Genomic DNA, 13,077 nt, shown 5'->3' with positions numbered 1-13,077 from the left:
GATAAATTTGTTTATTCCTGCTCCATGGTCTGAACCCGTTCATCCCAACGGGCCATAGCATTTAATTCTTCCCGGCTGGCTTTGATGGATTGAAAAGCCTCTCCCATTTTTGATTCAATATCCTGAAGCAGATCATCGGAATATTTCAAAGCGCCTAATTTTACTTCTCGGGAATACTGCTGCGCCTTTAAGACAATTTCTTCGGCATAGGCCCGGGATTGAGCAACGATCTCATTTTCCTGAAGCAGCTGGTCAGCCTGCTTTTGCGCCCGGTCTACAATTCTCTGCCCATCGCTGCGGGCTTCTTCCATATAGCGGTCTCTTTCAGCCAAAACATAATTCGCCTGTTTAATTTCCTCCGGCAGAACGGAACGGATTCCATCCAATATTTCTAATACTGTTTCTTCATCAACCATGATCTTGCCGGTTAAAGGCACCTTGGTTCCATGGTCAAGCACTTCTTCCAACTGTTCAATGAGATCAATCAAATGATTTTCCAAAGGAATTATCCCTCCTCATGCTCTTCTTTGTTCTGAATAAACCATAACCTGGTATCTCCATATTCTCTTGTTAACCTTATCTCCAGAGGATCTATCGCATCATCAATGGTTTCGTCTGAAGAAGTTTCAATGATAATGACTCCACTGGGATTTAAGACAGTGTGCGTCTGCAAATAGGCAAGGGCCATGTCGGCCAGTCCCCGCCGATAAGGCGGATCAAGAAAAATTAAGTCAAAGCGTTCCTGAACTGCTTGTTTAAAAAAATTCATTGCGTCCATCCGGAGTATGCTGGTCCTTGGTGCTGCCCCGAGAATTTCGGCATTCTTTCTGATTGTCTCCAGGGCTGAAGTATCTTTCTCAACCAGAACAGCATGACGGGCCCCCCTGGACAAAGCTTCAAAGGAAAGGTTTCCGGTTCCCGCAAAAAGATCCAGGACTCTGGCGTTCATTACCTTGCCGGCAAGAATATTGAAAATCGCCCCTTTGACTTTATCGGAAGTCGGACGGGTATCCATGCCTTTAACAGTTTTTAAATTGCGGCCTTTCCATTGCCCAGAAATAATTCGCACGATGTTTTAGTCCTCTGGATATGATGTCTTCACTTTATCCTTTTATTATACAGTGATCTAACCTGATTTAAATATTTTTTTACAGGATACTCCCATTTTTTAAGTATATCATATCTGATTCCAAACGAAAAACATATTATTCCATTCCAGTATCTAATGAATCTCCGACTTGAATCTCCAATTAATATTTTATTTGATACGCAATTTGAATTTGCCACTTTATTTTTTACTCATCAATCTTCCTTATTTGAATATCTGTGTTAGAAATCCAACATACTAAAACAGATTTAAAAAGGAGCTGCTGCCGATATGAAATTATCGAACAAATCAAGCTTTCTAAAAAAAATGAATATTTCTCTCGACCTGGCGGTGGAAGCCCATGACTTGCTGCGGGGAGAAAGCGGCCAGGAGATAGCGGGCGTCATCATGAAAAAAGAAGAACTTCAAGAGGCAACTGTCACCGCAATTCAAATCATAAATGCCAAAGGCGAAAAAGAATTGGGCAGGCCTAAAGGAAATTATATTACAATTGATGCTCCGGATATCAAAGAAAACAACTACCAGCAGCACAATAAAATCGTTGCAGTATTAGCAAGGCATCTCGCCGGATTGTTTAATTTTAAGGAAGATACCAGTTTTTTGATCGTTGGTCTTGGCAACTGGCAGGCAACTCCAGACGCGCTTGGGCCCAAAGTTGTCGAGAAAATCATGGTCACCCGTCACCTTTTTCATTATACCCCCGAAGAAATTGAGGGGAAAATGCGCCAAGTGTCAGCGATATCACCTGGTGTGCTTGGCCTGACCGGAATCGAGACGGCGGAGGTAATCCGCGGACTGGTTGAACATGTCCGCCCGGATTACGTGATCGCGATCGATGCCCTAGCCGCAGGTGCACTGGATAGAATCGGCACAACCATTCAATTAGCGGATACCGGGATCAATCCTGGTTCCGGAATTGGTAATCACCGCAAAGGGCTCAATGAAGAAACCCTTGGCTGCAAAGTCATTGCTATCGGCGTTCCCACTGTTGTCAATGCTGCAATCATCGCGCATAAGACCATCGAAGAGCTTTTTGAACAAATGGAATCCGAACCTTCCCTGGCCAAAATCTATCAACAGGAAAATGAACAGGTTTTGATGAATGTCATGCAGAAAGCCTTGTCGCCCTACGAGGGCAGCCTGATGGTTACACCCAAGGAAGTCGATGAATTAATTGAAAGAAGCGCTAAAATTATTGCTGCAGCAATCAACCAGAGCATTCATTCCGGAATTGACAGCCATAATTTTGAGACCTACCTTCATTAAACAATCTACTTTTTACATCGACCCGAATAACTATAATGATTATAAGAGAAACATATCCTTTAACCGTAACTAAAAAACCTTTTGTTGCAGCATATCAATCAATGCTTCAACAGAAGGTTTTTTATTCCGTATCTCGTCATTCGTAATTCGTAATTCGTAATTCGTAATTCGTTATTCGCCATTCTTTATTCTTTATTCTTTACGTCTTCTCTGTTTTTACTTTTTCTTTTTGTTTTTTTCTGGGGAAGACCCATCTCTTGCGCAATTTCATATTTAAGATTTTCCAATTCACTTGCCGTATCTTTTTTCGCCTCTGTCATACCCTCTGCCTCCTTGAAAGTTCTGCATCAATCCGTGACTGGAATGTGCCGACAAGGAATAGTATGAGCCTGTGCAAAAAAATCATACGTACTGTGACTTGTTTATTAGTATAAAATTGTTCTCAGCACTAATTCACTCCGATTTTTTCTTTGGGATAAAGGCGGCTGACTTCCTGATAGGCTTTTTCGTATTTCTGAGGATCTTTCAGAACCTTTTGAAGCAGTTGATAGGCTTTTTCAACCAGTCTTCCGTCAGTTCCCAGGTCTGTAAGCTTTAACTCCGGTACGCCATGCTGGCGAAGCCCAAGCAGCTCTCCCGGGCCCCGGATCTTCAAATCCTCCTCGGCAATCCGGAAGCCGTCCTCTGTCTCACAAAGAACATTCAGCCGGGCACTGTCCCGGGTATTGCTGATCAGAAGACAATACGACTGTTCTTGTCCGCGTCCGACTCTTCCGCGAAGTTGGTGAAGCTGGGCAAGCCCGAATCTTTCAGCATCCTCGATCACCATCACAGACGCATTCGGTACATTGACTCCGACTTCGACGACAGTTGTCGTAACCAGGATATCAATCTCCCCGCGTCGGAAGCGCTGCATGATCTCCTCTTTCTCCTGTCCTTTCATTCTTCCGTGCAGAAGCGCAACACTGCTTCCTTCAAAAATGCGGCTTAATTCATCAGCCTTTTGGGTTGCTGAAACAAAATCCGATTTTTCTGTTTCCTCGACAAGCGGACAAACGACATAGATCTGCCGACCCGCAGCGACATGCTGCTTCAGAAATTTTTCCATGCTAGAGCGGCTGCGGTCTGAAATTTTCCTGGTGATAATCGGCTTCCTGCCAGCAGGCAGCTCGTCTAGCACCGAAAGCCGAAGATCGCCGTATAAAGTCAGCGCAAGCGTCCTCGGGATCGGGGTAGCGGTCATCACCAGGACATGCGGATTCTCGCCTTTGTCCTGCAATAGAGTCCGCTGTCTGACGCCAAACCGGTGCTGTTCATCGGTAATGGCAAGACCGAGGGCGTTGAACCGGACGGATTCCTGAATGAGGGTCTGGGTTCCGACGACAACCTGCGCTTTTCCGCTCAAAATCTGCCCTAAGATTTGTTCCCTTTCAGGCTTACTCTGGTTCCCGACAAGGAATACAACTTTTACCCCTAAAGGTTCAAATGCGGCCTGCAGCGATTCATAGTGCTGCTGGGCAAGCACCTCAGTCGGCGCCATCATAGCGGCCTGAAAACCCGAGCCCACAGCCTGCAGCAGGGCAGCCATCGCTACCACGGTTTTACCTGATCCAACATCGCCCTGAAGCAAACGGGCCATCGGCTTTTCAATGCTCCCCATATCTCGGAATATTTCCCGGATGACTCTTTGCTGGGCACCGGTCAGCCGAAAAGGAAGCCCGGAAGCAAATTTTTGGACCAAAGCTCCACCCTGGTTTAAAACGAGACCTGCTTTCTGAGGCCCGGGGGAACGAAGCCTAGCCAACGCCAGCTGAAGCAGAAGGATTTCCTCAACGACCAGTCTTTCACGTGCCTTTTTCAGGGTTTCTGCGGAGTGCGGAAAATGAATTTCTTTGATGGCTTGTCGCCGTTCCATCAAATTATTTTCCTCATACGGAAAGAACTCGTCAAAGATTCGGTCAGCCTGCGGCAAAATAACCTGGATGATCTCCCGGATAGTTTTCGAATTGAGACGGGCTGTTTCCGAATATACTGGAACCATTTTTTGAGCAGGACCCTCGTAAAGTCCTTTCCTGATTTCGGACGCAAGCAATTCCGGGATCCTGGTGCGCCATTGTGCTTTTCCTGTCACAGTGACCTTTGTTCCGTCCGGGTATTGTTTTGGAATATGTATTTGATTGAACCAGACGGCATGAATGCTTCTGCCGTCCTGTTTAATATTTAATTTGACGACCTTGACTTTGCCTTTGGTAACCTGGCTTCCAGTTACAATCCCGTCAATCGTAACATACTCCCCGTCCTGAATATCCTGAATCCGCCGTTTCGATCGGATTTCATATTTGCGCGGATAATGCCGCAGAAGATCCTCAGCCGTATAAATCCCCATATTTTCGAACTGTTTGGCTCTTTGCGGTCCGACACCTTTGATATACTGCAGATTTTGGGGATGACAGATGCTTCCTGTCTGAACTTCAAGGCTGGTTAAGACTTTCTCTGTGGTACGAAAGGTTCCTGATGCTTCTTCCGATGTTGTTCCGCAGATTGCTCCAGAAGCTAGTCCAGGAGCATCTGAAGATGTTGTTTTATCCAGTAGTTCCTGGAGTTCACGCCATAAAGCCCGTCGTTTATACGGGCTGACTTCATGATACTCTTCTGCTATTCGTTGCATTGAGGCGAGGTTTTCCGCGGAAAAAACACCGTCCAGTTCAGCAAGCAAGTCCAGTAAAAAGCTGCTGAAGCCGCCGACTGCGCCTGTATTAATAAATCCCTGTTTTTCCTCGGCTTTCATCGCCCTATTCACGCTGTTTCGCCAATGATCTGATTGCAGCACATTCTCACCTTGCCAAATGATCTTTATATTTCTGAGCCGCAGGAGTGACGGCGAGTCCCCCCCGGGACGTTTCCTTAAGGCTGCAGGACATCTCCCTGCCGATTGAAGCCATTGCATCAATGACCTCATCCAATGGGATCGCACTTTTGATTCCAGCCAAAGCCATTTCGGCTGCGGTTAATGCTATAACTGCTGCCATGGCATTCCTTTTTACACAGGGCACCTCGACCAGCCCGGCTACAGGGTCACAGACTAAACCAAGAAAACTTTTCAAAGCCAATGCTGCTGCCTGCGCTGTTTGATCGGGCGATCCGCCGCACAATTCCACTGCTGCCGCTGCAGCCATGGCAGCCGCTGAACCTATCTCAGCCTGACACCCGCCTTCTGCACCTGAGACACTAGCTCTTTCCGCAATGACCATCCCAAGGCCGGCAGATGTAAAAAGAGTCTGAACGGCATCTTCTTCCGTTGCATCCGACATTTCCTGAACTGTCAGCAGTACAGCGGGCAACACGCCGCACGATCCTGCTGTCGGTGCTGCAACGATCCTGCCCATACCGGCGTTTACCTCAGCTACGGCCATTGCTCTGGCTGCTGCCTTGTTCACCAGATTACCCAGAATCGACTTGCCGCTTTCTCTATATTTCTCCAAAAGAGCAGCTTCTCCTCCTACAAGTCCTGACAATGATTTCCATTCTCCGGTCATTCCACTTTCAACTGATTCCCGCATCACGGCATAATGGTTCTTCATTTTTTTTAACAGCTGTTCAGCCGGTATACCTGTCCTCAGACATTCCTCCTGAAGAACCATATCACTGATTTTTTTATTAAGCTTTTCGGTTTTTTCCACTAATTCACCATAAGAACGCATCTGTCAACCCCCCGCGTCAAATGTCTATGATGGGTTCAATAAACATCACCTGCTCGATCATCGGCATCTTTTTCATTTCGCTGCTAAGAATATCCGTGATCGGCTCATCCGTCTCAATAACCGCCAGCGCATTTTGCCCTTTGCCTTCTCTGGATACTTTCATCTGGGCAATATTGATTCCTTTGCCCGCAAGCAGTTTGGTTATTTCAGCTATCATTCCCGGGTAATCCATATAGATCGCAATTAAGGCAGGATATTCCCCGGTAAACTCCACGTTAAAGTCATTAACCGCAGTAATCAGAATTTTCCCGCCGCCCAGCGATGAACCATTGATTTCAGCTTTTTCCCCACCCCAGCCGGTTAGCAGGAAACGAACCGAATTCGGGTGTACATCACCCAGATTGACATTTTCAAATACCGTTTCCATCCCAGCCTCTAGTGCAATCCTCGAAGCCTCCCTGATCCGGCTATCATCCGGCTTCATCCCGAGCAGCCCTGCTGTCAAGGCAAGATGAGTTCCATGTCCCTTCCCCGTCTCAGCGAAAGAACCGTGCAGCTGGATACGGGCCTGCTTCACTTCGGCGCCAAGTATTTTAGCAGCCATCAGACCAAGCCTGACCGCCCCCGCCGTATGGGAACTTGATGGCCCGACCATTACCGGCCCCAGCAAATCAAAAACACTCCCAACCTTCACCCGCTCACCTTCCTTCAGTAATAACTTGGGGTAATCTTTTCTCTTTCATTCATACATTTACGATAGCTTAGTTACTTACAAAACCATTATGCTAGGGTAAGTCTGGATGGCGTAGTGTGGCTTTTTGCGTCAAGGAAGACGCAATAGCCGAAAGCGGTATTGTGGCATGCAGACTTACCCTAGCAGATTGGCTTAGGAGATCTGCCCTAACAAGATGCTTTCGAAGACCTACATCGAGAAACCGGCTTGGATAAAAAAAACTTCGGCCGAAGCCGAAGTTTTTTTGTTTATTCAACCCCGAGAATATAATAATATAATGGCTGTTTCCCTGAATAAACCTCGACTTCAATCTCCGGTTTTTCCTCGCTAAGCCAGTCCGTAAGCAGGCTTACATCTTCTTCAGCCATGTCTTTACCGTAAAAAATGGTGACAAGATCCTTTTCGCGCCAATTCATTTCCTCCAGAACATTTTTGGCAACGTCGAGAATATCTCTGCCTGTCGTCTTTATTGTTCCCTCAATCAGGCCAAGAATATCCCCTTCGGCAATCTCCAGCTCGCCATACTGCGAATTTCTGACTGCATAAGTTACTTCTCCCGAACTTACCTGTTTGAATGCCGTTGTCATATTTTGAACGTTTTCCTCCGGAAGGCTGTCGGAATTGAAAGCAAGTAAAGAAGCGATCGCCTGCGGTATTGTCTTAGTCGGAATAACGTAGATTTCCTTGTCTTCAATCAGTTCGTTGACCTGACCGGCCGCCATGATGATGTTACTGTTGTTCGGCAGAAGGAAAATATGGCGGGCGGGAACTTTCCTAATCGCTTCGGCAAGATCACTGGTACTCGGATTCATCGTCTGACCGCCGAAAACAACCTCATCGACACCCAGACTGGTGAAGATTTGGGCAATACCTTCTCCCATGGCGACGGCAACGATCCCATAGTCCTTGACCTTTGTTGTCCCGGCCGAAGCCGCCTGGTCTGCAGGAGCCCCTGATGAAGCATCCTCAAGCCCGCCGGTATAAGCAGCTTCACTGCTTTCAGGCACATTTTTGGCCTGATGGGCAGCCAGCTCATTCTGGGCAAGCATATTGTGAATCTGAACTTCATGCAGAGAACCATATTTGATGGCATAATCCAAAATAAGTCCGGGGTTCCGGGTGTGAATATGGATCTTGACCACATCCTCCGTGCCCACGACCAACAAGCAGTCACCTTTGTCCAGGAGTGCCTGTCTTATAATATCGGGATCAAGGCCATTTCCTTTCACCAGAAACTCAGTACAATATGGAAATTCCAAGCTTCCAACGGCAATAATACCTGAAACCGCAGGAATCTGGACCTCCTCCTGCTGTACCTCAGCATAACCAATTTCCTTGCCTTCCAAAGCCAAGATCCAGCCGTATAGAATAGTCAGGAAGCCCTGACCGCCGGCATCAACCACACCTGCCTGTTTCAGAACAGGCAGCATCTCAGGCGTCCTGGCCAGCGCCTCTTCACCTTTTTCACAACCAGCCCTCAAAACTTCCAGAATATCAGTCGTTCCGCTTTTTGCTTTAAGATATGCACCCCGGGCAGTCTCCCTGGATACAGTAAGAATTGTTCCTTCGACCGGTTTCATTACTGCCTTGTACGCGCTTTCAACACCGGTTTGCAGCGCATGAGCCATCTGGAGAGCATTTGCTTCGTTAAGACCTTCCAAGCCCCTGGCAATCCCTCTCATGATCTGAGACAAAATAACACCTGAATTCCCCCTAGCACCCATCAGGGAACCTGTAGAAGCGGCACTTGCGACTTCATGCACAGAATTGCCCGTTACCTTGTCTGCTGCTAATGATGCTGCTTTGAATGTCAAATTCATATTTGTACCCGTATCCCCGTCCGGGACCGGAAATACATTCAAAGCATCAATTTCCTTCTTCCTTTGCTCCAGCAGACGAGACCCCGACCTTATCATATCTTTTAATACGTTTCCGTCAATTTTTTGAGCTATAGTGTCCGACACGGCTTTCAAAATTTATCCTCCTACTCATCCTAAGATCATCTGAGTGTATTCTCAACTATTCTAAAAATCTTACCCCTTGAACATTTACGTTTACTTCAGCCACTTTTAGACCTGTCATTGTCTCGACAGTGTAACGGACCCGGTCCATTACATTGGAGGCAACCTCCGATATTTTAATTCCGTATCCCACAATGATGTTAAGGTCTATGATCAAGTCCTCTTCCTGAAGGGTGACGCTCACCCCTTTGGATAAGTTTTCCCTTTTAAGCAAACCTGAAACGCCGTCCGAAATCTTTCTTGAAGCCATACCCACCAATCCATAGCACTCGATTGCCGCCGCACCTGAGATCGTAGCTATAACATCTTCTGATATTTCTACATTTCCCAGTTTTGTTTCCATCAGCTTTGCCATCTTTTCAACCTCGCTTTCCCAATAATCCGGCATCAATTTAATCTTTTGCATGATAAAATTCCATTTTGAAAGATTCATCGTTTCCTTTAATATAATTAGGATAATATACGCGGTAGCTTTCGTCAAATACTATGTGAATACGGTGAGCGGTCAAAGTAAATGCAACCTTTGACAGAGTAAATATAGTGGGGTTTCATTGAGTCTGTCAAAATACTGGGAATAACAGGTATAGTACCTGTTAAAAATAGCCGATTCAGATTATATGGAGCGAAAATCTGCCAGCCGAGTTCTAAAAAAGAGTATACTAATAAAAGGGGTACCCGGAAACCGTTTTTCGGACAGAGTAACCGCGTCCCCTTGATCAGGATCGGTATGGATGTGTTCTGCGGGTTAAATGATACTGAAATTATTTTTTCAAAAGCGACGGCTTCAGCAGGATTTCATTAGCAGGAATCCTGCTGATTCTCAGCTTTTTAAGGACATCATCGTACCCGTAGATGAAGTTAAACACATCCAACGGCGATTTGTCGCCCAGTTTCTCCCTGGAATAGGAGTTGATATGCGACATCATAAGGTCAATATCCCCTTGGCACAGGGCGTCAAACGATGTGCCTTTGGGCAATATTTTCCTAATGAACTCGTGGTTCAACTCCACGTTGGGCTTCTGGTATGATGCGAATGGGTCGCAGTAGTACAGCCGCGTCCTGCGGCGGCCCTGTGCATCATACTCCAAAGCTTTCGGGTTTGAAAACTCTGAACCGTTGTCAGCGAGGCAAACGGAAAGAAGGCGGCTGAACACCTCTCTGCTAAGAGTTTCGTCTAGGCAGTTGAAGACGTCGATAACGGACTGGGAGGTATTGCGTTCCCTGATGAAGGCCAGCATCAAGTCACAGGACTTGAACATCATCGTGAGCAGGACCTTTCCACCGACACGCCCGATAACTGAATCTATCTCAACGACCGGAGCGTCTGATGCTTCCGTAAAGGCCAGGAAGTCGGCGTAGGTGCGGCCAAGCCTGCAGGTGCTGTCGATTTTATGCTCCACCGTTTTGGTTTTTCTGGGCTTAAGGCGGCAGACCCGGGGCATGTCAATGTTTCTCGCCTTAAAGAGTCCGCCGGAAACATAGCGGTAGATGGATTTCTCACTGACGATAAGCCTGTCGGCATTGTGGACTGCGATGTGATGAACAGATTGCCCACGCTGGATGAGGGGACTGATCCATTCGTCAAGGTAGAGCAGTTCATCCTCGGTAATATTTGCACCGGAGCGGGATTCCACCAGCATCTCTCGGTATGCCTCATGAGCATTTCTGTGGAGGTAATACTTTTCCGTAGGACACACTGGTAAGCTTCAAGACAACCGTTGCAGACATACGGTGGATCATAAAGCCTGTGGCAGCGTCGCTCCTCGAATTCCTCGCATACGGCATTGCAGTAATTACAGCGGGAACACTTTCTTGTGCAATTAGGCTTGTCGGAGCAGATCTGCATTTTTTGGCAGACATTGAGATTGGCGCAGCGGTTATGGATACGGTATGGCGCATATTTATTGCTTTCAATGGCGCGGGCGCGAATTTCACGGGAAATGGTGGATGCGCTTTTTTCAAGGGTGACGGCAATCCGCTTAAGAGATACGCCCTCTCGCAGTAGCTGCTCAATTTGTAGACGCTCCGAATCAGTGAGATGCTTGTTTTTGCCATGGTAAATTCTCCTTTGACTCAAAGATTCCCGCAGAACACATCCTAAAGTTCTTGTCGGAATATTGCCAGACTAAATGCAATCACTCCCCCATGGGGGAGTGAAGAAAAAGGAGACTTTCGATTGTAAGACTTAATGCCACTATCCTGTTTGAAGATTTAAATGCAATCACCCAGTAATGTATAGGTTGCATTTACAAAGTCAATTGAGGCTATGTGAATACCTCAGGGAACAACTCCTTATTTTTTCTTATCAGTACCCGGTAAATGTAGTATAATATATGAGTAAAATATTTGCATTTGCAGGATTGTATAAGACCTATATAAACCTCGTCAGATAATAAAAACCTGCTCTTGCCAATTCTTTTAAGTTCTGCTAAACTGTAATAGTGTCATTTTTGGGTGAAAAGGAGGTAGAAGAAATCATGGCTAGTATTTGTGATGTTTGCGGAAAAGGAGTTTCTTCCGGGATGAGTGTCAGTCACTCCCATATTCGCTCCAAGCGTACCTGGAAACCAAACCTCCAGCGTGTCCGTGCTGTAGTGAACGGTACTCCCACCCATGTCAAAGTCTGCACAAGATGCCTTCGTTCAGGTAAAGTGAAACGAGCAATCTAACTTCATCGTGAAACGACTGTGATTGGATTAAAACAACCCCGACTTTAAAGCCGGGGTTTTTGCTTTTCAACCCATTTTAAGGAGTAAGTTTTAAGATTAACAAGGCATTTGAACATAGATCAGAACTTTGCCTTCATGAATTTCAATCGAAATATCTTTATCCGTAAACACATTGCTGATTCCACGCGGAGAATTATGCGCAAGATTTAGCATATCCAGCTGATAGTACAGCCCTTCGGCAGATACCCGCGCATCATCGGATAAGGCGACGATCGACAACTGCTGACCAATGCTGCCCTTGATGTTCTCTTTACCCTGAAGCATCACCCAAGCATCAGATTTCGGGTCTTTCATCTTCAGCCGTCTGCCTTTCTCAGCATACGCAATCATGATTGAGATATTCCCCATCAGGTGATCCAGCCTTTTACCGCCGGCGGCATAAAGGACGATTTCGTCCTGGAAACATCCCTGAGAATCTAAATATGTATCTGCATAGGCCACAGCGAGCTCTAAATCCGTCTCATTTTTTTCGCAAGGATATTGTTTGACGGTTGTTTTGGCCGCTATACATTTTTCCAGATTTTCTTTTGTAATGGAATCGAGGTCCCCGATCAATACATCAGGGATTCTGTCTGAAGCGATGGCCTTGTTGCCGCCTCCGTCCGCGCAGATCAACATCTCGATATGATTCCCGGCGAGTTCGCCGCGGCCCCACGCAGCATCCCATTCTCCGTTTGCCACGACTGCAACCTTCATTGCTTGATCCCCCGGAATCTTTTATTTTTGTTGTCACGCTGTTCCTCTTTGGCTGCTTCAAGGATATCGTAAATCGCCTGCTGCGGATCCGGAGAACTAAATACAGCTGCACCAGCTACTAATATCTCGGCCCCGGCTTTGCTTACCAGACGGGCTGTCTCAACATTAATTCCGCCATCCACCTCAATACGGCAAAGCGGGTTTACTTCCTTCAATATCCCCGACAGTGCTACGATTTTCGGCAAGACTTCCTGAATAAACTTTTGGCCGCCAAAACCAGGGTTCACAGTCATCAGCAGCACAACATCAAGTTCCTGCAAAACATATGTCAGCATTTCCAGCGGGGTTGCAGGGTTCAGTGCAACGCCCACATTCGCCCCCAGGGATTTGATCAGCTGGATGACCCGGTGAAGGTGCCTGGTCGCCTCAGCATGAATTGTGATCGAGTCGGCACCTGCCTTCACAAAATCTTCAACATACTTTTCAGGATGTTCAATCATCAGATGAACATCAAACTCCAGCGCGGAGACCTTGCGGAGCGATCCAACAACGGCAGGCCCTATCGAGATATTCGGAACAAAATGTCCATCCATAATATCTATATGCAGCATATCAATCCCCGCATTTTCAACAAGACTGACGTCCTCTCCCAATCTGGCAAAATTGGCAGACAGTATCGATGGGGCAATCGTCAAAGCCATAAAGATCCTCCTTCCAAACCTATGGTGCTGTTTCTTTGGCTGCGTGCAGTTTCTTATCATTATTGTACGGTTTTCTGTAATTATTCTTCGTTCAGCCCTGAAACCCTTTATTGGGGTATCAA

General features: G+C 46.6%; 14 protein-coding genes and 1 pseudogene. 3 read left to right on the top strand and 12 right to left on the bottom strand.

From position 1 onward, the window contains the following. Positions 1-11: 11 nt before the first annotated feature. Positions 12-500, bottom strand: coding sequence for an SPFH domain-containing protein (locus tag DEHRE_RS04940; RefSeq protein ID WP_015044203.1), 489 nt, complete (start codon positions 498-500; stop codon positions 12-14). A 5-nt stretch (positions 501-505) separates the two neighbouring features. After that, on the bottom strand, positions 506-1,069 hold the full coding sequence (gene rsmD / locus DEHRE_RS04935; protein WP_019225657.1) for a 16S rRNA (guanine(966)-N(2))-methyltransferase RsmD: 564 nt from the start codon (positions 1,067-1,069) through the stop codon (positions 506-508). A 309-nt stretch (positions 1,070-1,378) separates the two neighbouring features. On the opposite strand from rsmD, the gene gpr reads away from it, so the two are divergent. Continuing rightward, on the top strand, positions 1,379-2,374 hold the full coding sequence (gene gpr / locus DEHRE_RS04930) for a GPR endopeptidase (RefSeq protein ID WP_019225658.1): 996 nt from the start codon (positions 1,379-1,381) through the stop codon (positions 2,372-2,374). Positions 2,375-2,559: 185 nt separating this feature from the next. Here gpr and DEHRE_RS14360 read toward each other — a convergent pair whose 3' ends face one another. From DEHRE_RS14360 to DEHRE_RS14770, 7 genes are all read right to left on the bottom strand, one after another. Further along, positions 2,560-2,694 (bottom strand): small, acid-soluble spore protein, alpha/beta type, encoded by a 135-nt coding sequence (locus DEHRE_RS14360; protein WP_019225659.1) that lies wholly within the window; start codon positions 2,692-2,694, stop codon positions 2,560-2,562. A 128-nt stretch (positions 2,695-2,822) separates the two neighbouring features. After that, positions 2,823-5,204: an ATP-dependent DNA helicase RecG gene (gene recG / locus DEHRE_RS04925; protein ID WP_019225660.1), complete on the bottom strand. Its 2,382-nt coding sequence runs from the start codon at positions 5,202-5,204 to the stop codon at positions 2,823-2,825. Positions 5,205-5,208: 4 nt separating this feature from the next. Continuing rightward, the gene (gene sdaAA, locus DEHRE_RS04920) at positions 5,209-6,075 is read right to left on the bottom strand and encodes an L-serine ammonia-lyase, iron-sulfur-dependent, subunit alpha (RefSeq protein ID WP_019225661.1); all 867 of its coding nucleotides are present in this window, start codon (positions 6,073-6,075) and stop codon (positions 5,209-5,211) included. 16 nt (positions 6,076-6,091) lie between these two features. Further along, positions 6,092-6,769: an L-serine ammonia-lyase, iron-sulfur-dependent subunit beta gene (gene sdaAB / locus DEHRE_RS04915; RefSeq protein ID WP_025205366.1), complete on the bottom strand. Its 678-nt coding sequence runs from the start codon at positions 6,767-6,769 to the stop codon at positions 6,092-6,094. A gap of 287 nt (positions 6,770-7,056) precedes the next feature. After that, positions 7,057-8,781 (bottom strand): DAK2 domain-containing protein, encoded by a 1,725-nt coding sequence (locus DEHRE_RS04910; RefSeq protein ID WP_019225662.1) that lies wholly within the window; start codon positions 8,779-8,781, stop codon positions 7,057-7,059. A gap of 46 nt (positions 8,782-8,827) precedes the next feature. Further along, entirely contained in the window at positions 8,828-9,184 is a 357-nt protein-coding gene (locus DEHRE_RS04905; RefSeq protein WP_025205365.1) for an Asp23/Gls24 family envelope stress response protein, read from the bottom strand. Between the two features lie 406 nt (positions 9,185-9,590). Further along, on the bottom strand, positions 9,591-10,526 hold the full coding sequence (locus DEHRE_RS14770) for an IS30 family transposase (protein ID WP_242837040.1): 936 nt from the start codon (positions 10,524-10,526) through the stop codon (positions 9,591-9,593). Positions 10,527-10,576: 50 nt separating this feature from the next. Here DEHRE_RS14770 and DEHRE_RS15210 point away from each other — a divergent pair, with 50 nt between their 5' ends. Further along, positions 10,577-10,834 (top strand): hypothetical protein, encoded by a 258-nt coding sequence (locus DEHRE_RS15210; protein WP_068883406.1) that lies wholly within the window; start codon positions 10,577-10,579, stop codon positions 10,832-10,834. On the opposite strand, the pseudogene DEHRE_RS15630 reads toward DEHRE_RS15210, so the two are convergent. Continuing rightward, positions 10,814-10,906 (bottom strand): annotated as a pseudogene (locus DEHRE_RS15630) (hypothetical protein); the annotation flags it as partial. The gene DEHRE_RS15210 and the pseudogene DEHRE_RS15630 overlap by 21 nt on opposite strands. A 400-nt stretch (positions 10,907-11,306) precedes the next feature. On the opposite strand from DEHRE_RS15630, the gene rpmB reads away from it, so the two are divergent. Further along, complete coding sequence (gene rpmB / locus DEHRE_RS14350) at positions 11,307-11,498, top strand: 50S ribosomal protein L28 (protein WP_015044215.1); 192 nt, start codon at positions 11,307-11,309, stop codon at positions 11,496-11,498. A 96-nt stretch (positions 11,499-11,594) separates the two neighbouring features. Here the strand turns inward: rpmB and DEHRE_RS04895 are convergent, their stop codons facing one another. Together DEHRE_RS04895 and rpe are read right to left on the bottom strand one after the other, a co-directional pair. Continuing rightward, positions 11,595-12,254 carry a thiamine diphosphokinase gene (locus DEHRE_RS04895; protein WP_019226421.1) on the bottom strand — a complete coding sequence of 220 codons (660 nt, stop codon included), beginning with the start codon at positions 12,252-12,254 and terminating at the stop codon, positions 11,595-11,597. After that, positions 12,251-12,955, bottom strand: a complete 705-nt coding sequence (rpe, locus tag DEHRE_RS04890) for a ribulose-phosphate 3-epimerase (RefSeq protein ID WP_019226420.1) — start codon at positions 12,953-12,955, stop codon at positions 12,251-12,253. The genes DEHRE_RS04895 and rpe overlap by 4 nt, the downstream gene beginning before the upstream one ends. Between the last annotated feature and the right edge of the window lie 122 nt (positions 12,956-13,077).

Origin of the sequence: Dehalobacter restrictus DSM 9455 (assembly GCF_000512895.1) — a bacterium.
In the GTDB taxonomy this organism is placed as follows: Bacteria; Bacillota; Desulfitobacteriia; order Desulfitobacteriales; family Syntrophobotulaceae; genus Dehalobacter; species Dehalobacter restrictus.
The sequence above is the reverse complement of the archived record's forward strand: the minus strand, read 5'-3'. Positions and strand labels throughout refer to the sequence as shown.

Bases quoted from the DNA above. Each gene is read 5' to 3' on its own strand.
- rpe (WP_019226420.1), bottom strand. From the start codon at position 12,955: ATGGCTTTGACGATTGCCCCATCGATACTGTCTGCCAATTTTGCCAGA.
- gpr (WP_019225658.1), top strand. From the start codon at position 1,379: ATGAAATTATCGAACAAATCAAGCTTTCTAAAAAAAATGAATATTTCT.
- DEHRE_RS04895 (WP_019226421.1), bottom strand. From the start codon at position 12,254: ATGAAGGTTGCAGTCGTGGCAAACGGAGAATGGGATGCTGCGTGGGGC.
- sdaAA (WP_019225661.1), bottom strand. From the start codon at position 6,075: ATGCGTTCTTATGGTGAATTAGTGGAAAAAACCGAAAAGCTTAATAAA.
- DEHRE_RS14360 (WP_019225659.1), bottom strand. From the start codon at position 2,694: ATGACAGAGGCGAAAAAAGATACGGCAAGTGAATTGGAAAATCTTAAA.
- rpmB (WP_015044215.1), top strand. From the start codon at position 11,307: ATGGCTAGTATTTGTGATGTTTGCGGAAAAGGAGTTTCTTCCGGGATG.
- DEHRE_RS04905 (WP_025205365.1), bottom strand. From the start codon at position 9,184: ATGGCAAAGCTGATGGAAACAAAACTGGGAAATGTAGAAATATCAGAA.